19 protein-coding genes are annotated in these 23,204 nt (G+C 46.9%); 13 read left to right on the forward strand and 6 right to left on the reverse strand.

The annotated features are described in order from the left end of the window. Nucleotides 1-13: 13 nt before the first annotated feature. Both FAY32_RS00080 and FAY32_RS00085 read left to right on the forward strand, forming a co-directional pair. Entirely contained in the window at nt 14-538 is a 525-nt protein-coding gene (locus tag FAY32_RS00080) for a hypothetical protein (RefSeq protein WP_143461295.1), read from the forward strand. Nucleotides 539-564: 26 nt separating this feature from the next. Further along, nucleotides 565-1,275: a hypothetical protein gene (locus tag FAY32_RS00085; RefSeq protein WP_143461296.1), complete on the forward strand. Its 711-nt coding sequence runs from the start codon at nt 565-567 to the stop codon at nt 1,273-1,275. Nucleotides 1,276-1,476: 201 nt separating this feature from the next. Here the strand turns inward: FAY32_RS00085 and FAY32_RS00090 are convergent, their stop codons facing one another. The 4 genes from FAY32_RS00090 to FAY32_RS00105 are packed head-to-tail and all read right to left on the reverse strand — an operon-like array spanning nt 1,477 to nt 5,478. After that, a complete protein-coding gene (locus FAY32_RS00090; RefSeq protein ID WP_143461297.1) occupies nt 1,477-2,718 on the reverse strand; it encodes an ABC transporter substrate-binding protein in 1,242 nt (413 codons plus the stop codon). Next, nucleotides 2,715-3,545 (reverse strand): carbohydrate ABC transporter permease, encoded by an 831-nt coding sequence (locus FAY32_RS00095; RefSeq protein WP_143461298.1) that lies wholly within the window; start codon nt 3,543-3,545, stop codon nt 2,715-2,717. The genes FAY32_RS00090 and FAY32_RS00095 overlap by 4 nt, the downstream gene beginning before the upstream one ends. Then, nucleotides 3,542-4,441, reverse strand: a complete 900-nt coding sequence (locus tag FAY32_RS00100; protein WP_143461299.1) for a carbohydrate ABC transporter permease — start codon at nt 4,439-4,441, stop codon at nt 3,542-3,544. Before FAY32_RS00100 ends, FAY32_RS00095 begins: the two co-directional genes overlap by 4 nt. Further along, nucleotides 4,438-5,478: an ABC transporter ATP-binding protein gene (locus FAY32_RS00105; protein WP_143461300.1), complete on the reverse strand. Its 1,041-nt coding sequence runs from the start codon at nt 5,476-5,478 to the stop codon at nt 4,438-4,440. Before FAY32_RS00105 ends, FAY32_RS00100 begins: the two co-directional genes overlap by 4 nt. A 292-nt stretch (nt 5,479-5,770) precedes the next feature. Here FAY32_RS00105 and FAY32_RS14570 point away from each other — a divergent pair, with 292 nt between their 5' ends. From FAY32_RS14570 to asnS, 8 genes are all read left to right on the forward strand, one after another. Continuing rightward, nucleotides 5,771-5,944, forward strand: a complete 174-nt coding sequence (locus tag FAY32_RS14570; protein WP_158727512.1) for a hypothetical protein — start codon at nt 5,771-5,773, stop codon at nt 5,942-5,944. A gap of 17 nt (nt 5,945-5,961) precedes the next feature. Continuing rightward, the gene (locus FAY32_RS00110) at nt 5,962-6,312 is read left to right on the forward strand and encodes a hypothetical protein (protein ID WP_158727513.1); all 351 of its coding nucleotides are present in this window, start codon (nt 5,962-5,964) and stop codon (nt 6,310-6,312) included. Nucleotides 6,313-6,438: 126 nt separating this feature from the next. After that, complete coding sequence (locus FAY32_RS00115; RefSeq protein WP_143461302.1) at nt 6,439-7,146, forward strand: response regulator transcription factor; 708 nt, start codon at nt 6,439-6,441, stop codon at nt 7,144-7,146. Further along, on the forward strand, nt 7,127-8,512 hold the full coding sequence (locus tag FAY32_RS00120) for a sensor histidine kinase (protein WP_158727514.1): 1,386 nt from the start codon (nt 7,127-7,129) through the stop codon (nt 8,510-8,512). The genes FAY32_RS00115 and FAY32_RS00120 overlap by 20 nt, the downstream gene beginning before the upstream one ends. A 676-nt stretch (nt 8,513-9,188) precedes the next feature. Beyond that, nucleotides 9,189-9,764 (forward strand): DUF2975 domain-containing protein, encoded by a 576-nt coding sequence (locus tag FAY32_RS00125; RefSeq protein ID WP_158727515.1) that lies wholly within the window; start codon nt 9,189-9,191, stop codon nt 9,762-9,764. Nucleotides 9,765-9,777: 13 nt separating this feature from the next. Next, nucleotides 9,778-9,987, forward strand: coding sequence for a helix-turn-helix domain-containing protein (locus FAY32_RS00130; RefSeq protein ID WP_143461305.1), 210 nt, complete (start codon nt 9,778-9,780; stop codon nt 9,985-9,987). 273 nt (nt 9,988-10,260) lie between these two features. Then, nucleotides 10,261-11,391: a GGDEF domain-containing protein gene (locus FAY32_RS00135; protein ID WP_143461306.1), complete on the forward strand. Its 1,131-nt coding sequence runs from the start codon at nt 10,261-10,263 to the stop codon at nt 11,389-11,391. A gap of 572 nt (nt 11,392-11,963) precedes the next feature. Next, a complete protein-coding gene (asnS, locus tag FAY32_RS00140; RefSeq protein WP_143461307.1) occupies nt 11,964-13,355 on the forward strand; it encodes an asparagine--tRNA ligase in 1,392 nt (463 codons plus the stop codon). Nucleotides 13,356-13,404: 49 nt separating this feature from the next. Here the strand turns inward: asnS and FAY32_RS00145 are convergent, their stop codons facing one another. Continuing rightward, nucleotides 13,405-13,833 (reverse strand): Rrf2 family transcriptional regulator, encoded by a 429-nt coding sequence (locus FAY32_RS00145; RefSeq protein WP_143461308.1) that lies wholly within the window; start codon nt 13,831-13,833, stop codon nt 13,405-13,407. Between the two features lie 165 nt (nt 13,834-13,998). Between FAY32_RS00145 and FAY32_RS00150 the strand changes: the two genes are divergently transcribed. Beyond that, nucleotides 13,999-14,574 (forward strand): NADPH-dependent F420 reductase, encoded by a 576-nt coding sequence (locus FAY32_RS00150; RefSeq protein ID WP_143461309.1) that lies wholly within the window; start codon nt 13,999-14,001, stop codon nt 14,572-14,574. Between the two features lie 173 nt (nt 14,575-14,747). Here the strand turns inward: FAY32_RS00150 and FAY32_RS00155 are convergent, their stop codons facing one another. After that, the gene (locus FAY32_RS00155; RefSeq protein WP_143461310.1) at nt 14,748-15,788 is read right to left on the reverse strand and encodes a zinc-binding dehydrogenase; all 1,041 of its coding nucleotides are present in this window, start codon (nt 15,786-15,788) and stop codon (nt 14,748-14,750) included. A gap of 476 nt (nt 15,789-16,264) precedes the next feature. On the opposite strand from FAY32_RS00155, the gene FAY32_RS00160 reads away from it, so the two are divergent. Then, nucleotides 16,265-21,619 carry a phosphodiester glycosidase family protein gene (locus tag FAY32_RS00160; RefSeq protein ID WP_143461311.1) on the forward strand — a complete coding sequence of 1,785 codons (5,355 nt, stop codon included), beginning with the start codon at nt 16,265-16,267 and terminating at the stop codon, nt 21,617-21,619. Between the two features lie 397 nt (nt 21,620-22,016). Next, nucleotides 22,017-23,195, forward strand: a complete 1,179-nt coding sequence (locus FAY32_RS00165; RefSeq protein ID WP_143461312.1) for a DUF998 domain-containing protein — start codon at nt 22,017-22,019, stop codon at nt 23,193-23,195. The last annotated feature ends 9 nt before the right edge of the window (nt 23,196-23,204 follow it).

A 23,204-nucleotide genomic window follows, 5' to 3' on the forward strand; every position in this document is an offset into this window, starting at 1 on the left:
GGAGAAAAATATAGTGAAACTACTTAAAGCAACCAGTATTTTGCTGGCAGCAACCACATTTGGCGCTTCGTTAGTAGCAGTGGCTCCTGCAGCCACCGCCCATGCGGCCAACAAAACGATGCTTAAAGCATACCCCAAGAATATGCGCCGGACTTGGTATCGCTACGAGAAAGGCCACTACGTCAAGGAACGGATTACGGCTAAGACTAATGATGGGGACAAGCTCCATTACGTTAATCCAAAGAAAAAATGGCCGAAAGTCACTAAGAAAAATAGAAATTGGATCTACGCCTTCCGTACGAACAAAGGTGTCGTTGGCACAGGTCCTTGGTGGGGATTTGAGACCAACTGGGAGAGCCTGAATGACGTTGGTAGTATGAAGGGTGAACAAGTTGTTACGAAGACTTATCAAGGTAAGAAAGTTAAGGTGCTTAAGGAAATTTACTCCAATTCGGCACCATTAGTTTGGGGTTATTCCTATCCAACCAAGCAAATGGCCAAGCATTTTAACCCTAAAGGGACCGTTTTGTGGTCTTAGAATTAACATCCTAAAGGAGAAATAATATGATGAAAAAATTTGTTAAAGCAAGTGTCTTAGCAACGTTGAGTTTAGGTCTAGTCGTACCAGCTGCAACCACATCGGCTAGTGCCAAGAGTCGTGTCAAGGTCATTTCAACGACCAGCGTGGCGAAGCAGGCCTACCACGGGAAAAAGGGAAACATTTACACGAGTGCCAAGCTGAACAAGCGTCACTACGTCATGAAAAATTATAAGTACACGACTTGGTACGTGACGAAGCAAGCGGTTATTAAGAACAACGGCAAGAAGGGGACTTTGGCCTACGTCAAGGCGGGCAATAAGGCTGGTTGGATCTATAAGAAGTATTTGACCGCGGGCAAGGCACCGGTGAATAAAGCTAAGATTTTAGCCAACGATTCCGTTTCGTTTAACCGGGCGATGATGTCGGCTAGTGAACAAATCCAAGACTCAACAAGTGAAAATTATGATAGCTATAAGGATATGGGCAGTCAACTAACATATGCCTTTTTTGAATACGACGGCGACGTAGCTGAAATTAATTTGGACAGAACAGCAATGTTAAAGGTTTACAATTTGTTTGAAGGTCGGTTTAGCAAATCTCAAAATGCAGATTTAGCTGCAATGGCTAGTCAAATAGAAAACCTACAAGTTACAGGAGATAATCAGGACTTGTCAGCAACTAAAGTAACAACATTTGGAACAACTCTTGGGGGCTTAATTCAGACTCTGGGTTAGCTAGAAGTAAGGAAAAAATCGAAGAAGTTGGCCAAACACTTCGATCCTAAAGAAATCGTGTTACGGGTCGAGAGTGAATAACAAGAAATAGGCAAACAATACTGCTACAACGTCGCTCTAAGCAATCGACTTAAAATGATGATCCTAATAAAACAGGGCAAACCTTCATGCGGGAGGTTTGTCCTGTTTGTGTTTGGTCGTTTATTTTTGAGTACGTTTCAATTGGGCCTGCAACTGAGCTAGGCCCTTCTCTGGCGTCACTTCCAGCGTACTCAATTGGCTGACGGTCTGGTTGACCGCATTCAACTGGGTGCTGTAACCGGAGAAGGTTTTGTCTTGGAAGCCAATTGGCAGGGACTTGACCGCCGCTTTCGCCGTTGGATTTTGGACTAAATATTGACGGTAGCCTCGGCTCCGCAACGCCGTCTTGGTCAGTGGCAGGTAGCCCGTGGCCTTGGCCCACTTTACCGTTTCGCGGTTGGTCAACAGAAACTGCATGAAGGCCGCGGCGCCCTTGCGTTGAGCTTGGGATGCCGACTTGAAGAGCACGAGGTCGTTGCCAGCAATACTAGTCGCAGACTTTCCACGATAGCTGGGGAGGACGGCCGTTCTCCAGTGGAGACCCTTGGGCGTGCTAGCCGTCATGATGCCAAGGGCCGCGGATGAGCCGCTATAGAAGAGGGTCTTGCCCTTGAAAAATTTGACGTTGCCAAAGCCGTCCGTGCCCGCCGTCGTGGCCGTTTTTTGCTTGAGCATGTCCGTAAGCACGTGGGTTGCCGCTACCATTCGTGGATTGGTCAACTGGGGATGCGGGGTCATTAGCGGCGTCCCAGCTTGCATGGCTAAATTGTTCAGTTCCGCCGTGAAACTCTGGTCGAGGGCGAGGCCGGTCAATCCCTTGGCTTTGGCCTGAACACTTTCTCGTTGGAGTTCACCCCAAGTTCGGGGTACCCGGAAACCATTTTTCTTGAGTAAATCGCGATTGTAGAAGAGAATCCGTGCTGACTTGGAAAATGGCCAAGCGTACGTTTTCCCTTGATATTGGCTGGATTGGCGCAGACTGGGGACCACCTGATTGAGCTTGGCCGGGTCAACGTAGGCGTTCAGCGGGACGATAAAGTTGCCACGAACGTAGTCGGGAACGTTGGTGTAGGTCGTCTGCGCCATAGTTGGCAGCGTCTGCGATTTGGCCGCAGCCGTAATTTTTTGCTGGACGTTGCCGAAGTTGCCTTCTGAGCTGCCAACGACTTTATAGGTCGACTGCGACTGGTTGAAATCCTGAATCATTTTGTTAAGTGCTTGCTGGTGATCACCGGTCATGCCGTGCCAGAAGGTAATGGTCACGCGTTTGCTGGTGGCCGCTTTTGGCTGAGAACAGGCGCTCAATGCCCCCAAAAGCAGGATGGCGCTGAGGCTGGTTAAGAAGTAACGAAATAATTTCATAGTGACTTGCCTTTCGATTGGGAGGTGGTGATTCCCAGAACTAGATATTTTTGAAGCCCGAAGTAGAGCAGAATCAAGGGGAGAATGACGCAGACGGTCGCTGCCATTAACAGGGGATAGTTGGTGCCTTGTTCACTGGTAAACGCCATGAGGCCCACGGGGAGCGTACGTAACCGGTCGTCGTTGATGACGATTAGGGGCCACATGAACGCATTCCACGAGCCGATGACCTGCAGCAACGCCACGGCCGTAATGACGGGTCGATTGGTGGGAACCAGGACGTGCCACAAGTATTGCCAGTCGCTGGCACCGTCGATGTGGGCCGCGTAATACAGCGTCTTGGGCTGTGCGCGGAAGGCCTGATGCAGCGTGATGAACATGAAGATGCTAGCCAGCCACGGCACAATTAGGGCGGCGTAGGTGTTGATCCAGTGGAGGTGCGCCAAGGTGACGAAGTTGGGAATCAGCAGGAGCTCACCGGGAACCAGCATCAGGGCCAGCAGCAGGCCAAAGAGGATACGGCGACCGTAGAATTGAAGATGGGTAAAGGCGAAGGCGGCCAGAATGCTGGTGAGCAGTTGGCCAGCCGTTGTGACACTGGTGACCAGCAGGGAGTTGAGACAGTAGCGCGCAAATGGCGCTGCCTGCCAGATGCGGTGGTAGTTGTCCCACTGGAGGGCTTGTGGCAGCCAGTGGGTCGGCACACTGAGCGTGGTGCTGGCGGGTTGCAGGCTGGTCAGTAGCATCCAAATGAAGGGGAGCAACATGAGTCCCGCCCCCAGCAACAGGCAGAGAATGCGAGTACCGTTTAGCAGGCGCTTCGTCATCGCGACCACCGCCCTAACCGCCGGTAAATGCCATAAGTGAGGAGCGTCAAACTACCAACAAAGAGAAAGAGGATTAGGCCGCTAGCTGCAGCGATGGTGACCTGATTTTCGACGTAAGATTTTTGATAGAGGTAGTACATCATGGTGAGGTCAGCGTTGCCCGGACCAGCTGAGCCGTGAAAGAGCGCGTAAACTTGGTCGAACACTTTAAAATTGGTGACGCTGGTGTTGATCACAATCAGCACGGTCATCGGCAGCAGGAGGGGCCAGGTGACGTTAGTGAATCGCTGCCAGGCAGTGGCGCCGTCCAGTGTGGCAACTTGCGCGTAACGCTGGTCGAGGTGGTTGAGACCGGCTAAAAATAAAATGATATTGACGCCCAGTCCCTGCCAGATACAGACCATGCTGAGGACCAACAATGCGTAACGGGGGTCATTGAGCCAGTCGATGGCGTGCAGACCGAATTTTTCCAAAATGGCGTTTAGCAGGCCACCGTCGAGACGAAAGATCCAATTCCAGACGAGACCAATGGCAACGGTCGAGGTGACGAATGGCAGAAAGTAGATGGATCGTAATAGGCCAGCCAAGCGTTCACTGCGGTTAAGGCCGAGCGCAATCAGCAGGGATAGGGCCACCGTGATCGGCATGACCAGCAGGACCAGAATCAGGGTGTTACGGACAGCCAGATGAAAGGTCGGGTCGTGCCAGAGGTAGGCGAAATTTGCCCAGCCCAACGCGCGGACCTGATTGGTATAGTAATTGTATTTGGTATAACTACTCATCAGCAAGGCGTTGATCAGTGGCCAAACGGTGAACATCAAGGTAATGATGAGCAGCGGTGCTAGGTAGAGCGCGGCCCGCAACGTTGACTTGAGGGTGGGACGGGAATTGATCATTGGTCCGCCCCCGTCCAGAGACAATCACCGGTCGCCGCAAAGAGCAGGCAACCTTGACGGTCAACGGTGATAGGCAGCGTTGACCGGTCAGTGCGCGGAATGGCGGTGCTGACGAGACGGGGCGCGGCCTGGAGACTAGTCAGCGTGTCGCGGCCGAGTTGTCGTTGCTGAATGACGGTTGCCGTGAACTGAGCCTCAGTGGGTGCCGAGGCTAACTGTAAGGCCTCGCTGCGGATGCCGAGGGTCGTGGCCTGTGCCAACACGGCTGCTGGTAAACTGGCGCGCAGTGGTGTTGGCAGGGTAGCAACTGGCCACAAGTTGAGCTGCGGCCGACCGATGAACTGCGCCACCGTCAGATTTCGGGGCTGGGCGTAGAGGTCGTGGCCCGTGCCAACTTGTTGCAGTTGACCATTTGCCAGTAGCATGATGTGATCGGCAATCTGCAGGGCGTCTTCCTGATTGTGGGTGACGAAGAGGGTCGTGACGCCGGTGGCCCGCTGTACATTATGGATGACCGTACGCAGTTCTTCGCGCAGCGTGGTGTCGAGGCTGGAGAGCGGTTCATCGAGTAATAAAAGCTGGGGATGTTTAGCTAAGGCTCTGGCCAGGGCGACGCGTTGCTGTTGGCCGCCGGAAAGTTCACGTGGCAATTTAGCAAGTTGATCGGTGATTTGGACCAGATCAGCTAACTCGGCGACGCGTTGTTGACGAGCCGCCTTTTTTACGTGGGCCATTTTCAGGGGAAAAGCGATGTTGTCGTTCACGCTGAGGTGTGGGTAGAGTGCATAGTCCTGAAAGACCATCCCAATATTGCGGTGGCGGCTGTCTTGCCGGGTCACGTCGGTCTGGTCGAAGAGAATCTGACCAGCATCGGGGGTCAGGAGTCCCGCCAGTAGATTGAGGATGGTCGACTTCCCACTGCCGCTAGGGCCAAGGAGGGCCACTAGCTCGCCGTCCGGAATGGTACAGGTAAAATTTTTAAGTATGGTGGCAGGTGGATCGTAAGCCAGGGTCACGTTGTGGAGCGTTGCGCGCATGGAACCCCTCCTTTTAGGCAGCTATTTTGGGCCGGTACACAATCTGTTTCATTATAAACTATCGTGGAAGCGGGTGGTATCAATATTTTTGCTAGCGGACGATTTACGGGTCTTCATGAATTCAGTTGACTAGTTGTGGGAAAATCTGGACCATTGAAAATGGCCGAGTGGCGGCAATCGTTGATATAACAATATTTGTAAGACGTTTTGGTTTGACCTGTCGGCGACATCTGCTAAAGTTGGGATTAACAAATAACGGGTGATTAATCCTTGGGGATAAGGGGAATGGCAGATGCAAAAGAACATGCGGCGGCACAGCTTTTTGGGGGATCTGTTGGCGATTCTCGGAATCGTGATTGTTCTTTACGGGATGATGTTTCAGGAGACAGTTGCAGCGACAGCGGCGTTGATTGGCTTTGCCTTGATCGTGTTTAGTCAGGACGTTGGACGGTCGCTGTTTAAGTAGGTGATGAAGGGAAGTCGATGATGGCAAAGTGGTGGCTGGTCATACGAACAGTTTTGTTGCTCGGTTATTTATTGTGGTTGCGCTGGGTGTTTCGCACGGGCACTTATCACGGCTTATTGAGTTGGGTAGGACTGATCCTACTAGTCGCGATTTGGGTCGGCGACAGACGGTATCACCAATCCCGCTATACGGCGATGAGTTGGCTGTGGCAGGGGGCGGTGGATGTCGTCTTGGCTGTTGTGATACAGGTTGTCCTGGTGCCACTCTGGGGTTTTGCATGGTATCAACCAGTTATTTTGGCACTCCTGGTCATTGGTCGGGGGGTGTCCGCATATCGGTTGGGGCGCCAACCGACCGGTCAAGTCTAGCACGATGACTCTTTTAGAATTGGTTTAGAAAGTCAGTGAGCGACTCGTTAGTCGGCTAAAAGATGGTAGAATAAACCCATTAACACGTATAACTGAAATGACAGTTATCGAGGGGGAAGCCATAGTTTGAAAGTGACCATACTTTTAGTAGAAGATGAAGAGGGGCTGCGGACGCTACTGAGTGCCGAGCTCGGGTTTGAAGAGTACACCGTGATTGCCTGTGCAAGCGGTGAGGACGCCCTGAAGCAGTTTGCGCAGCATCAGGCGGAGATTTCGCTGATCATTTTAGATTGGATGTTACCGGGAATCGATGGCCTGGGCGTTTTACGTAAGATTCGGCGCCACTATGACGTGCCCATCATGATGATGACGGCTAGAAATTACGTGGGGGACAAGGTCTCCGGCTTGGATGCTGGGGCCGACGATTACATCACCAAACCCTTTGAAACGGAAGAACTGTTAGCCCGGATTCGCGTCATTTTACGGCGCAACGTTGTTAAGAATATCAATGACAAGAAATTCCGGGTGGGACCCATCTCGCTAGACACCAAGACGCGGCAGGTCTTTGGCAACGATGTGGAGATTCAGTTGACCCAACGGGAATTCGACCTGATGCTGGTCTTTATGCAACATGAGAATGAGGTCATGACCCGTGATGACTTGCTGGATGCCGTGTGGGGAACCAGTTTCGAGGGGCAGATCAACATTGTGGATGTTTACGTTCGCTATCTGCGGAATAAACTGAAGGCCGGCGTCTCTGGACAGCTGATTCAGACCGTGCGGGGTGTCGGGTACAGATTGACGGGCGATGGCGATGAAGAAAAGCATATTTAATAGCAGTGCCGCCAAGATTACCAAAGTTTATGCGTTACTGCTACTTGGCATCACCGTAATTTTAAGCAGTGTGATCATTTCCGTTGTCGGGATGAAACAGTTTCAGGTCCAGCGCCACGATGCATTGGGCATCGTCCGCGGGCTAAAACGGAGCTTCATTGCGAACCGCAATGATTGGTATTGGTGGCGACTGGGCAGTTGGATGGATACGGACACGACCTTTGTCCGTATCAGTGTGGCCCAACGGGGGAAACGACAGCACTACTTGTATTCACCCAATGCCAAGGCTTTTTTGGCGGCTAAGGACCGGCAGGCGGTGACCCAACTGACTGCTAATACGCGCTATGCCGCGAAAATTGGCTTGTTTTATCACGTCCGCGCGTCGGACCTGTCGACCAATAAGACCGACCCGAGTGTGCGGTATGATATTTGGGTCAAGCTGAATGGGCTTATGGCGTTACTGTGGTTGTTGATCCGTTTGATCTTACTGATTGCGTTAGCCTTTCTGATAATTGGCACCTGGTTCATTTACCTGTTGGCCCGTAAGTTGAATCAGCCATTAGTTGAGCTGACGGGCACGACGAAGGTCATCAATGAAGATATTTCGAATAACTATGAGCGGCAATTGCCGGTGCCGGATTCACCTCAGGAAGTCCACGATTTGACCGTGGCCTTCAACCAGTTACTGCAATCGTTGCGTGATCAGGAACAGGCGGATCGACGCTTTGTTTCCAATGCATCACATGAGTTGAAGACGCCGATTGCGACGATTCGGGGGTACGTATCGTTGGTTGATCGGCGTGGGACGGCCCATCCGGAGGTCATTCCGACTGCCTTAAAATACATTGATCAGGAGTCGGAACGCATGCAACGGCTGGTGGAGAGTCTATTGAAACTTTCACGGGCCAACCAGTTGGAGTTGAAAACGACGGCTGTTGACCTGAGTGTGGTGGTCCAGGCGACCGCCACGCATTATGGTGAATCTATGGCGCGCGCAATCGTGACGCAGATTCAGCCGCAAGTCACGGCGCAAGCCCATCAGGATAGCGTTGAACAGATTCTGGTTAGCCTACTGAACAATGCCCAGAAATATTCGCCAGCGGAGGCGCCAATTGTCGTCAGTTTGACAACGAATGACCAAGCCGTTACCCTGGCTGTTGCTGACCAGGGAATGGGCGTACCAGATGAGCAAAAGAAATTGATTTTTGGACGCTTTTACCGCGCCAGCAGCGTTCGCAACAGCATCGCTGGCAATGGGTTAGGTCTAGCCATCGTGCAACAGTTGGTCACACTAAGTCACGGCCAGATTGAGGTGCGGGACAATCAGCCACAGGGAAGTATTTTTGTGGTGACCTTGCCACGGTAACCGTTTCTGAGAAATTCTCAGTTTGAACTCTTTTAATATAGATAGAATCCCTGCCGATGACTGTGTAGAATTAAGTTCAGTTAATTGGAAAGGGATTTTATTTTCGTTAACGTGGCGAACAAGCCACTGGTGAGAATGATTATTTAGGGGAATGATCGTTGTCAGCGGTGTGCGGGGCCAAGGGGTAAGCAGAATAGAAGTAGACATGGTTATCGGGGTAAAGAAAATGAGATTTGGTGCAATCATCATGGGGATGAGCGGTTGTGCCAGTAGTTATTGACAGTAACGATAAAGCGTGCGGCTTCATTGGTAGACCAAACCTGTTTGGGATTGCAGGCTTGGATGACGAACCACGTCGGGGAAACTGAGTTGGGGAACTCAGTGACGTGACGAAGCGGCACTTTCAAAACTAGGCCCAGTGTCTTGTACCGGTCGGATGATGGGGGTTATCTCGACGGCGATAGGGAAACTGAGACTAGGCACGTAACGACTAAATTGACAAAGGAACACGTTGGGAGCTGAATCTGAGGAGATTTCGGCTCTTTTTGCGTTTCATGATGCCACCTGATCGAGCCATTGTTTGTTCACCGAGAATTCTAATTGTTTTCGTCAAACAAAGATTGCTTATCGTTTTTCGATATTCTACAATAGCCGCAATTCTTGGGGAGGAATGAATATGACAAAAAAATTAATGAAAGCAATCAGCGCGTTGAACTCACTGTGTTACGTGACTTACTTAGCCAGTTTCTTCTTGTTTTTAGCCCCGTTAAGTAGCTGGTATCGTGCTTGGCGCGGCCAAACGGCAACAACGATTCTGCATGGTCAAAATTTCTTATCCGTGACGGCCCATCCAACCGTCTCGGCGGCGGTGGTGGCTAGTTTTCCTAGCTGGGGGTATGCCGGTTTGATGACGGTTGGGATTGTACTGATGACAATTGGGGAGTTACGCTTCTTAAAGGCATTTATGAAAATTCTGGACAGCCTGATGACGGGAGATTATTTCACAGCAGCAAATGCGGTGGCGTTACGCCAAATGGTCACTGCGCAATTTTGGCAAATTGGGGGAACCTTCTGCTTAGCCGTGGCCAATCAATTGACGACGAGTTGGTTAGGTCGGGTTGGCAATGGCACCTTTTCTGCAAACTGGTCAGATCTGGGCAATAGCCTGATTGGGCCATTAATTTTGACGATTATTTATGCGTTGTACAGTCGCGCAGTGGGACTGAAAACGGAAAATGATCTGACCGTGTGAAGGGGGAATGATCATGATTAAATTGACCCTCAATGTCGTGATGGCCCAACGCAATATTTCTAGTAATGACCTGGCTGAGCAAGTGGGGATTACGCCGACGAATCTATCAATCTTGAAGACCGGAAAGGCGCGGGCCATTCGGTTTTCAACGTTAGAGAAGCTGTGTGCAGTGTTGGCCTGTCAACCGGGCGATATTCTCATGTACGTGCCTGATGAAGGTTAACCGTGTGGGGGGAGTGGTGACGACTGTCAGGGCTTCCCTTTTTTAATGTATAAATGCAGAAGAAATGATAATAGTTAATACTTAAACTAGATTCGTTACTGACAATGTTTACATAATTCAGCACTTTTCATTTTCTGGTAGTAGTTTTTGAGTATAAAAAGGATTATATTCGCTATATATTATTGGGAAGTGGTGCCTTCAAATGGAAATGAAGACATCGCTTTTCACGGCTTCTGAAGTTGACGTGCAAAATTTAATGAAGAGGGTTTATTAATGACATGGTCTCATTGGCAGGTGCCACCATTTATTACCAGTGTGTTCTTCGTTCTGGGCGTGCTGACACTGTACTGGGTCTCCTATAACTGGATTGCGTCGTGGTTTCATGCTAGGCGGATCAACGTTAAGGATGATGATGTGAGTACGTGGTACGGCATTATTTACATGCTAGTCTTTGTCTTTGGTATTCAAACATTTATCGTCGGGACCAATGATTCCTGGCAGTTTATGAATTTTCAATTGATTGCGATGATTTTCTGTGCGTACTTTTTAAATATTCACGTCCGCTATTACTTTTTCTTTCCGATTCTGTTTATCTACATGATCTTTAATGGGTCGATGGGATATTGGCAGTCGTGGGGACACGCCTTTACCATGATGATTTTCTTTTGGGTTTTAAATGTGATTCGCGTAAAATACCGTAGTCAGCGGATTGCGCCGGCTGTCTACCTTTTAGTCGGGGTGCCGTTCGGCGGGGTGCTGTGGCTCTGGATGAAGTTGAAGTTTAATTTTTCCTGGGTGACGTTAGGTCAAGAATGGGCCTATTTGATCATCTTTGAAATTTTGCTCTACGCGTATGTGTCGATGATTACGCATGACAGCGAGATCAAGGTGCGGTTAGCGCGGTTCGCTAGCCACGATGCGTTGACGAAGACGGAAAATTTTGCCGCCTATACCGATACCATGGACCACTTCTTTGAGGACAGTTCGAAGACGGGGGCACCGCTTTCCATGATGATGTTTGATATTGACCACTTCAAGCATATCAATGACACGTACGGCCACTCGGTGGGGGATGAGGTTTTGCGCAAGGTTGCTGAGACCGTTCAAACGGTAATTACCGCCAATGACCCCAATGTTCGTTTCTATCGCACCGGGGGCGAGGAGTTCAACCTGTTATTCCCGGGCTACGATGTGACCAGCACCAACGCCATCGTTGAGCAGATCTTTATGGCGGTCAACCACTTAGAGATTCATGCAGGTGGCCAGGTCATCCAAATTTCCATTTCGGTGGGGGTCTCCGCCATTACGGGCAATGACCAGTCGCCAATGGATTTCTACAATCGGGTCGACAAGAATCTGTATCACTCTAAGCGAAACGGTCGGATGCAGGTGACGGTTGCTTAACTAAAGATAAAATTCAGGTCTCATCTCAGTATTGGTAAGCAGTCGTACCGTTAAATTAGTCTAAATTGGGCGCACTCCGGCTGCCAGAAATTCCACCTGCTGTGGTGACTTGAGCATTTCAGATGGTTGGGCGATAAATGCGCAGCTGGTGTCGAGGAGAATGCCGGCAATAATCGTTGGCAGAAATGAGAATTGTGACCGATCCGCTGATATTTAGGAATCGCGATTGTATCTCGGCATGATTTGTGCTAATCTGACAACAGTTGAATAAAGTTAAAAACGATAGGAATGGACAGCGCCGAATCGGTCACGGGTGTTTAGCGAGCTAAGGAGAGTGAGAGCTTAGTCAACCGCCCGATACGGATAACCCCATTTTTGTTGCCGGCTGAAATCTGGTGTGAGAGTAGGCTGAGCCGTTACCGCAACGTTATTGAGCGGTGCGTATGTCATGTACGTTTATTAAAGTTGGTTTTGAATCAAAAACAATTTGGGTGGTACCGCGGAAGACTCTTTCGTCCCTAGTTTCTAGGGATGGTGAGTCTTTTTTTGTGGCCACAGAAGGAGAATAAATGATGACAGAAGTTTTAGTTAAAGATCTATTTGGCGCAACACATTTTGCCGAAAGCGAAGAAGTTGTCTTACACGGTTGGGTAAAGACGGTGCGGGGATCTAAGCGCGTCGGGTTTATCGAATTAAGCGATGGCTCCACAATCAAAAATGCGCAGATCGTCATGAAGAGCGACATCGAAAACTATGCAGAATTAACCAAGTTACCTTTGAGCTCCACGATTAAAGTTGTGGGGACGGTGTTGTACACGCCAGATGCCAAACAACCATTGGAAGTGCACGCCAAGGAAATCGTGTTGGAAGGCTCTTCCGACAATGATTACCCCTTACAAAAGAAGAAGCATTCCTACGAATACCTGCGGACGATGGCCCACTTGCGGCCACGGACCAACACGTTCTACGCGGTGTTCCGGATTCGCTCCTTAGCTGCGTTTGCCATTCACCAGTACCTACAAGGCCACGGCTTTACCTACGTCAACACGCCAATCATTACTAGTAGTGACAGTGAAGGGGCCGGGGAAATGTTTCGGGTCACGACATTGGACATGAACAACTTGCCCAAGACGGAAGACGGTAAGGTCGATGACCACGCCGACTTCTTCAAGAAGGAAACGAACCTGACCGTTAGTGGCCAGTTACCAGTTGAAGCCTTCGCCTTAGCTTTGCGGGATGTTTACACGTTCGGTCCTACTTTCCGGGCAGAAAACTCTCATACGGCGCGCCATGCCTCAGAGTTCTGGATGATCGAACCCGAAATGGCTTTCGCTGACCTGCAAGATGTCATCAATGAATCCGAAGGGCTATTGAAGTACGTTGTTAACTACTTGCTTGAAAATGCGAAGGACGAATTGGACTTCTTGAACGGGGCTGTCGATGAGGGCTTGTTGGACCGTTTGCACCAAACGACTAACGAAAAGTTCGCCCAAGTTACCTACACGCAAGCCATTGAACAGTTGGAAAAGGCACCCGTTAAATTCGACGTTCCCGTTTACTGGGGGCTCGACTTACAGGCGGAACATGAACGTTACCTGTGCGAACAGGTCTACAAGCGCCCAACCTTCTTGACGGATTATCCTAAGGAAATCAAGGCCTTCTACATGCGCGACAACGACGACGGCAAGACCGTTGCTGCTGCTGACTTGTTAGTTCCACGGATCGGTGAATTGATCGGTGGCAGTCAACGTGAAGAACGTTACGCTGAAATGGCTGAAAAGATCAAGAACCACAACTTGCCACAAGAAGAATACCAGTGGTACCTCGACCTGCGGAAGTACGGCGAAACACCGCACTCCGGCTACGGGATCGGGTTCGAACGGTTATTGATGTACGTGACCGGGATGGAAAACATCCGCGACGTCATCCCTTACCCACGGACACCGGGTAACGCTGAATTCTAAACGAGATAATGAAAAAGACCGATTTCGCTGGGGAGTCGGTCTTTTTTTGTTAGGCCTCTAATCGCTGAAGTAGCGTGACGTCGTTTAAAATATCCTGCAACGTAATCTTAGCCATCTTGGCCTCAGCAGCGGCTTGAATCTCGGCGTAGTAGTTGGTGAGTACCTTGGGTACGGTCTTGCCCACCGGACATTTCTGCGACGTGTGGGTATCAACGTTAAGCAGAGGAGCCTGGTTAGGCAAGGTGGCGTAGATATCACGCAATGTGATGGCATCGGGTTTCCGGGATAAGGCGAGCTGTGTCGGCCCATGGGTAGGTTCGAGGAGGTCGTGACGTTTTAAGTTGGCCATGATCTTACGAATTAAACTGGGTGACGTTTCAAGACTACTGGCGATTTCCTGGCTGGTCATTTTTTTACCCTCAAAATAGGCGATGTAAACCAGAACGTGAATGGTGTCGCTGAATTGTGTGTTAGCCATGAGTTCCCCTCTCTTCATATTCTTGTATTATATTCTATAACAGTTTTAGATAAAAAGCATTCAAAAAGATTATATGAGCTAATAAATTGACAATTAAAACGGAATGTCGTATCTTGAAAGTGTACTTAAAAATAATACAAAAAAACAAATCAGGGGGTCTGCATTATGGCAGCAATTACAATTTTTGGTAAGGGAAACATGGGTCAAGCAATCGGCGACGTCTTTACACAGGGTGGTAACCAGGTTAGCTTTATCGACTCTAAGGATCCGGTTGAAAATTTAGGCGAGATTATTGTTTTGGCTGTACCATACCCAGCCGCAATTAGCATTGTTAAGGCCAACCAAGCCGCTTTAGCTGGCAAGGTCGTTGTGGATATCACGAACCCCTTGAACTTTGAAACTTGGGACGAATTAGTGGTCCCAGCTGACAGCTCCGCAACGGCACAGATTGCCGAATTGTTGCCAGAGTCTAAGGTGCTGAAGGCCTTCAACACGACCTTTGCCGCAACCTTACAGAGTCGTAAGGTCAGTGGGCAAGCACAGACGACCGTGATGGCTGCCGGTGACGATGCCGCTGCTAAGCAATTGCTCGGCGATGCCTTGACCGATAGCGGCGTGGCATTCGTTGATGCAGGCTCCTTGAAGCGGGCCCACGAACTGGAAAGCTTTGGCTTCTTACAAATGACCTTAGCGGCCGGCGAAAAGATTGGCTGGACTGGTGGCTTTGCAGTTCTGAAGTAACCGATTGAATTGATCATTAAATGGTGACAGAAAGTTCCAGAATCGAAAGGTGATTCTGGAACTTTTTTGGCGTTCATTGTCATATGTAATGGTCGCAGTGAAGCTTGATAGGGTCAAAAAAACGCTCAGAACAGTCCCGGAGGCGTTCTGAGCGTTACTTTGATTAGCGTTAATTAGTCAACCACAATCAGTGACTTGATTGCTTCACGGTTGGTCATGGCTTGGTAAGCGTCATCGATATCATCGAGGGCAAATTCCTTGGTGAAGACCTTACCAGGGTGAATGTCGCCGTCCAACACAGCCTTCAACAAGACTTGCTTGTCGTAGGTCGTGACGGAAGCGGGGCCACCAGCAATGATCGTGTTGGTGTAGAAGGAGGTGGTCATGTCCATCTTAGGTTCATGTGGTAGGCCAACCCGGCCGACAATAGCACCTGGACGGGCAACCTTCATGGCCGTGTCGTTGGACAATTCAGTCCCGACACATTCCAAGACAGCATCGGCACCAGCACCATTGGTCAATTCAAGGACTTTGGCAACGGCGTCATCGCCCCGTTCAGAGACGATGTCAGTTGCGCCAAATTCGGTAGCGAGTTGTTGGCGATCAGCGTGGCGACTCATGGCAATGATCCGCTTGGCGCCGCGCATTTGAGCGGCAATGACACCACAGAGACCAACGGCCCCGTCACCGACAACGACGACCGTGTCACCCGTTTTAACGTTAGCAACGCGGGCGGCGTGGTAACCAGTAGCCATAACGTCGGCAAGGCTCAAGAGAGACTTGAGCATGGCATCGCTGTAGTCGGCTGGCTTGCCAGGAATCTTAACCAAAGCCCATTCGCCGTGTTGGAAACGAATGTACTCGGATTGTACGCCGTTACTGAAGTTGTCGGTGTGGTTTTGGCAGACGCCATCAAAGCCGGCAAGACAAGCAGCACAGTGACCGCAGCCGTGGGTAAATGGGGCAATAACGAAGTCGCCGGGTTTAACGGTCGTGATGTCGGTCCCGACTTCTTCGACGATTCCGATGGCCTCGTGACCGGAGTTTTCGGAATGGGCAGCCTTATCTTCTAAGCCGCGGTAAGCCCACAGGTCGGAGCCACAGACACAGGTCCGAACAACGTGAATGATGACGTCGTCGGGTGCCTGAATCGTTGGTTTATCAATGTTTTCGATTTCAACTTTGCCAGGTTTCATAAAAATAGTGGATTTCATTTTATATCCTCCTAATTGGTTCTACAGAAATTTTAAGCGTTTCCAGTTGGCTTGTAAAGAATCCTTACTTTCTATTGCAAAGGGTAACTACCGATTAGTTTAGCCTTATGACGGTACGATGTCTAATACCTATCTGGTATTGCTGGGTATGCGTATGGGGTATGGATTGGGCTAATGTTCTATTTTAAATTAGTAGTATAACTTTCAGAAAAACTAATTTTAAATGTATTTAATATTCAAACGTTGTAATAATTATTAGGCATTTTCTATACAAATAGCGATTTTTGTAGGGAGGTAAAGGTTATGTAGTCAAATAGTACAAGCTTAGTAAAGCGCCACATTTGTGTTAAGCCTTCAGGTAAACTTGGTCTTATCCTATTTCGGTTCGTTTAGGGGAAAGTTCTATAGGGTTATACCAGATAGGATAATTAATCATGGAGAGGGTTTGAAAAATAGTGACAAAGCGAAGCAGACAATTGAGTGCAGCACTTACCACCGCCTTAGTACTTATGCCATTGATGACGCCTGTAGCACAGGCGAAAATGGGGGTATCTCATCAAGTCTTATCTTCTGAGGTAGCTACTGGACTCAAAAAGGACACAGAGAATAGTGTGACAACGTCCAGTAAAAAACATACGATCGAGAAAACGGATACGCAGTTAGCAAAAGGTGTCACCGAAGAAAAATTAACATATAATAATTCAAAAGGTGAACGAACTGTAATGCAGACGGTATCCGTTGATTTAAAAGGTACAGGAGCAAGTTTGTATGCTGGTACACCGGATGATGGCAAGGGGTTTGCACGACAAAAAGTAACTGATCAGGTGAAGGCTGCTGAAAAGAATGGTCATCAGGTTGTTGCGGGAGTTAACGCGGACTTCTTTAGTATGACTACTGGGGAACCTTCAGGAGTAGTTGTTAAAAATGGTGAAGTACTGCATGACAAGAAACCAGGAAATAAGGAGTCCTTCTTCGGTATTACTAAGGATGGAACACCAATGATTGGTGATCAAGATTTATATTTGAAAGTGAGTAAAGAACAAGGATTCAAACAGGCTCTCGGAGGTCTAGGAATCCTAGTAAAAGATGGTGAAATCAACAAGGACTTTAAAGGGATGGATGATGAGCGGTCAGCCAGAACTGCTATTGGTATTCGAAAGGATAAGACAGTTTTCTTTGTAACGATTGATGGTAAACAGTCTGGATATTCTAATGGTATTTCTGATCTTGAACTAGCACAGACGATGAAAGATCAAGGAGCTGTTGATTCCCTGAATCTTGATAGTGGGGGTTCGGCAACGTATCTATCGAGAACGCCTGGTGATAAGACAGTTAGTCTGAAAAATAGGCCATCTGATGGAGACGAACGAACGGTCGCTAATAGTTGGTTAATTTTGACTGATGAAGAATCAGACCATAAGTTTAATAGTGCTTACGTAACCCCTAAAGATAAAGTCTATTCGCCAAAATCAGAGGTAGATTTTTCAGCGAAGGGTGTAGATAAAGCGGGGTACAATGCGGACTTACCAACAAGTGAGTTAAGTTGGTCGATAAATGACAAGACACTTGGTAGCATTGATGAAAAGAGCGGGAAATTTCTTTCTAGCGGAAAACCAGGTGATGTCACTGCTACGCTTAGTAAAGGTGGCAAAGAGGTTGGTAGTTCTACCATTACAGTGGCAATACCAGATGAAATTGATTTCTTAAACAAGAGTGTCAGCTTAAAAACCGGATCGACACATTCTTTAGGTATGAAAGTTCGGTATAAAGACCGCGATGTCATTTTGAAACCAAATGATATTGTATGGAATGTTCCTAAAGAAATTGGAAAAATGAATGATAAAAATCAATTAGAAACGGCTAGTGGACATGCAAAGGGGACCGTTACGGCAACAATTTCTGGAACTAAAGTGTCAAACTCACTAGACGTTGAGATTGGACAGCTGCCAGAAGTCTTATATGATTTTGAAAAAGGTCTAGGTGATTGGAAAGTTGACAGTTCAAAGCGTGGAGAAGTCAATAAGTTAGATTTAGCAAGTGAAGCGAATGGTCAGGTCAGATTTGGCGATCATGCGCTTGAAGTAAAGTTCGGTTTTAGTACTGCACAAAAAGAATCGACCTTAGGTGCATATGCTGGCCCGGCTGAAAAGAAGGACATTCCAGGATCACCTACTGCTATTGGAATGTGGGTGTATGGAACGCCTGAATCACAAGGCTACTGGTTAAGAAGTCAGATTTATGATGGCAAGGGTACTCCCAAGCCACTTAACTTTACAGATGAAAGTACGGGAATTGATTGGTTAGGTTGGAAGTATGTGGAGGCTCAGATTCCAGATAATTATGAAGGTCCATTTGCCACATTCCCTAACCAAGTGGTTCGAGTAATGTTGTTGAAATCAGGAACAGCTGGCCACGCAATGCGTAATGGAAGTATTTTTGTCGATAACGTTCGTGCAGTTTATGGGGCAAATGTTGATGATTTGAAGAGTCCAATTGTGGACAGTATTTCTGCTGATGGTGGAAGCTATTCTGGAAATAAGCTCACGATTACCACAAAGATTCATGATGATATGAAGGACCCGAATGCAACTGGTATTGATTGGGATCGGAACAAAATCTATATTGACGGTAAGGACTATACTGTTGATGGATCTAGATATAGTTATGATAAGGATGGCAACTTTACAGTTAAAAATTACCAATTTGCCGATGGAATTCACCATATTCGCGTTTCAATTTTTGACAGATTTGGGAACCGTACGGACAAAGATGCTTATTTTGAAATTCATGCGGGAAATAAAACACGGGTTAGTTTTCAAGCATCGAATGACTCAAAGACTAAGTTAGGTGGAACGGCAAGTTTTGATTTGAACGCTGATGATCTATCTAATATTAAGTCTGGTGAGTTTACCGTTCAATTAGCAAAAGGATTTCCTGTAAAGAGTGTCGAGTTCCCTAACGAATCAAAAGACAATAGCTTTGACTATGATAAAGAATCCGGTATTTTGAAGATACACGTGAAGGATACTACAGGCAGTAAGGACGTTAAAGGATCACTTGCCCATATAACAGTTGACGTTCCTAAAAACACACCAAGTGGAATGAAACTAAGCTACCAATTAGTAACAGGAACTGCCAAATTTGGTGATTTGAATGACAATGCGGACATAGTTAATACTTTTTCGTCTAAACCAAGTGACTTAGCAATTCAAGCGGATTATGGATTAGTTATGAATCAATACATTGTTGGTGAAAAGGGAAGCTTAAAAGTTATTGGATCAGATCAAAAGGCGGTTTCAGGGGCAACGATTGTTATGACTTCTGCGGATGGAAAAGCTGAAGAGATTGGCAAAACAGATGATGAGGGAAATCTTGAGAGTGAGAAGTTAACAAAAAAGGAAGGCCATTTTAAACTGACAGCAACTAAAGACGGAAGTAGTAGTTTTGAAACAGCTGCACAAGCGTTCACGCCAGTTAAGGATGAAAAGCCATCAAATCTTTTAGCGGGGGCAACACAGGATCCTACTACACAGAAAACGATTACTTGGTTTTCTAATCCCGTGAAGGGAAATACAGAAACTATTATGCAAGTAGCGACTGATGCTGACTTTAAGAGTAAAGGTGATGAGGCATTCAGAAATTATAATGGGGAACGGAAAGTGTTTACCTACGTTAGTGATAGCAAGGCAGTTCGAGTGAACAGTGTAACAGCCAAGGGGCTCAAGCCAGGGACCACCTACACATATCGAGTAGGTGATGGGACAACATGGTCTGAAACACGTCATTTCAAAACACTAACTGATAGTGATCATTTAAGCTTTAATGTCTTTGGTGATACACAAGTAAATGCGAGTGATCAGCTTGGAGACTTTGACAAGATTATTCAGCACTTGGAAACGGCAAAAGACAAGCCTGACTTTGCAATTCACGTTGGAGATTTTAATGATGATCAGTCAATTTTCAATGAAGCTGATGTAACTTCACAGATGTTTGATAAGCATCCAGTGTATGATTCTCTTGATATGATTCATGTCTTGGGAAACCATGAGTATATGGGGGATGACGGAAGTAAAGCAACGATGATGTTGGGGACACCAGCCCATAACGGTGCAGCAGTTAACCGAAAGGGAACGTTCTCAGTTGACTATGGTAATATGCATATCGCATCGTTAGGATGGACTGATGATGCGGAAGAAATGAAGCAAGAATTAGATTGGTTACGTAAAGATATGAAGGATTCTAAGAAAACTTGGAAAGTTGTTGCAACACATCAACCACCATATAATAAAAATCCAGCTGATTCACGATCAACGATGTTTAATAAAATGTTGCCACCAGTTTGTGATGAACTAGGAATTGACGTTGTCTTTAGTGGACATGATCATTCCTATGGTCGAACGAAACCACTGGTTGCCGGTAAAGAAAATAAGAATGGGACTACCTATATTTCTGCCGGGCACACAGGTGACAAGACTTATGATATTTTACCTAATGAAAAGAGTGTCTGGGATTATATTCAGAAGCCAGAGGAGAAGAAACAAAAAGTTTATCTTTCAGTTCAAGTTGTTGGCGGTAAGATGAACTTGATTACGCGTGATCCGGATGATAAGGAAGTTGATAAGGCTACTTTGACGGCTCATAGTATGCAAGATAGTGGTCAAAAACCGGGAACATCTGCAGGTAGTGGCAATACAGATAAACCGGGTTCCAATACGGGGAGTGGTTCTGCTGGCAAACCAGGATCAGGTAATGGTGGACATACCGATGGTTCCAATACGGGTGACACTAATAAACCAGGTTCAGGCTCAAACAGTAACAATGGCCATAAACCGGGTATCACCAAACCAGGATCAGGTAATGATGGACACACCGATGGATCTAATACTGGTGACACTAATAAACCAGGTTCAGGCTCGAACAGTAATGGTGGTCATAAGCCAGGTGTTACCAAACCAGGATCAGGTTCTAATAGCGGGAATACAACAGGAACACATACTGGTATTAATAAACCAACCCTTACTGGCAATAAGCCAGGTCTAAGTACGGAAACTGGTGCTAATCATAATTCAACAATACCTACAAGCAATGGTGGTAATCACAATAATTCGATGAGTGGTACGGGAAGTCATTACAGTACTAGCGCAAATGAACAACCAGTTCAGCACAGAAATAAATTATTAGAAAAGGTTGTGGCATTAAAGGGAATTGCACTGTATAAGACTGTAAACTTTTCTAAGAAGAATAGGATTATTAGTTACACAAAACAAAATCGAATGCATCGGCCAGAGTTTAAGGTATTAGGGATTTCTAAATCTAAAGATGGACATTTACGGTATCATGTGCGTGATCTAAATAAGAATTCTAAGGGGTATGGTAAAACAGGTTATATTACTGCCAGCAGTAAGTACGTACAGTCTGCAGAGTATACAAAGAAAGTTAAGCTATTAACGGTAATTAACATTCATGGAATTAAGTCTTATTTGAATGCCAAATTGACTGGTAAGGCAAAGCATCATTACAATCAGGGACAATTCTTAAAAGTTAAACGCATTGTTCATCAGGGGAGGACCGTTAAATTCCAGTTAACTAATGGACAATATGTTTCTGCCAATAAGCACGATGTTCAAGCTGGAAAAGTCAATAAGCCTAAGTCAGTAACTGCTAAGACTACCATTAATTTGTATGGTGATACTAACTTTAAACACAAGCTTCGTCATGTACCATCAGGAACAAAGCTAAAGATTAAAGGTTGGGATTACTCTGATAAAGGTATTTTACATTACAGAGTTCAAGGAGGATTTATTACAGCTAGTCACAGTTTAATCAAATAATAGATGAAGTAATAATGTATGTTAAAGAGACCAATTCCATTTTGGAATTGGTCTCTTTAATATATTGGTACTGTCACTCGTAGCTGTGAAACAATTGGTTGAACACATTTTCTGTGTGCAGATGGAGCGCAAAGGTAGATATTTGTGTTTCCAAATTATTAATTAACGTATTGGACAATTTTAGTTAGGTTTATCCGTTCATTCGGTGGAAAAGCTTAACGTTGGAAATGAAAACTGTTAAACAAAACATAATGAAACTGTTAGAATGATCCTTTTGCATAGCACATTTAGTAGCCCAGCAAACCACTCCGCCACAAAATTAATCACAAGCTGGCCAATCTAGTGATAAAACTTGTTATAATGGAAATCATAGTGGAATGAGGCAGTGGAGGGAAACATGAAAAGTAAGGATTTTCAGTTAAAAATACCGCCAGAAGTTAGCGAGCAACTTAAGCTAACTGACAAAACGCCAGTTAAACTGGTGGTGAAGCGGGATCGGTTAGTCGTGCAACTTGAGGAGCCACGGCTGCAGCTTTTTCAAAATCGAGTTCTGATTTGGCCAGTTGCAACGGCGTTATTAACCAGCATTGGATTCTATATTTTTTGTTTGTGGCAGGGGTTGAGCAGCGTGCCATTGGTGGGAGACCGGTCATTAGCGACTGCTATTATTGTGCTAGAAGTTATTATGGGAACGTTATTGTTTGCCGGCTTTTTTATTCGTGACCGGAATAACCCGCAAAATCACTTCACGAAAAATATATATTGGCGAAATTTCCCAGTGATCGTGCTGTCATTTGCCTTAATCTTAGCTTTAGTTTTGGTGGGGAGCATGTGGTTGCTGGGCGTTCTGTTTAAAGGGGCAATCTTTGGAACCGCGACGGCCAGTATTATCATGTTTGCTTTTGGCTTGGTCACGAATTCGGCGATGGTCTACTTTGCCTTGATTGTGGATGCCGGTGTGTTGTCAACGGTGCTCGTGTTAGTGATCATCAGTGGCGTGGTAATTGCGATGGCTGTGAACAACCAGAAATACTGGTGGCAGCATAACCTGAGTTTTTTAGGAACTAGCAATGCTTCCAGTGGTTGGCAATTCAATGCGACACTGATTTTTTCGGCATTACTGATGATTGCGTTGATCGACTATCTATTTGTGAGTTTACACGAATTCTTTCCCCGGTCGCGGCGATTATTGGTGTTGCGCATTCTGCTGACCTTGACCGCGGTCGATTTAGGACTGGTCGGCGTCTTTCCAAACAATGTGAACTCACATGACCTGCATGATGAAGTGGCCATTTTCCTGGTTTACTTTATTATTGCTTTGATTATCGGTGTTCGGTGGCTCTTACCGAACATTACGAAGGATTTCTTGTATTTGTCCTATGGCGTCGGTATCGCCCTGGTCGTGGCAGACCTGTTATTTCAAGTTTTTGGGTACTTCTCGTTGACGGCGTTTGAAATGGTTGGTTTCGTGATTGCCTTTGGCTGGTTACTGATGTTGCTTGATCGGATCGAAGCGTTGATCAATTCTGGGACTGAAGGTTTAATTGAACTGGAATCGGAGTCTGTAAAAGAATAGTGATTAAAA

It is taken from the genome of Levilactobacillus enshiensis (genome assembly GCF_007115095.1).
Taxonomy (GTDB): Bacteria; Bacillota; Bacilli; order Lactobacillales; family Lactobacillaceae; genus Levilactobacillus; species Levilactobacillus enshiensis.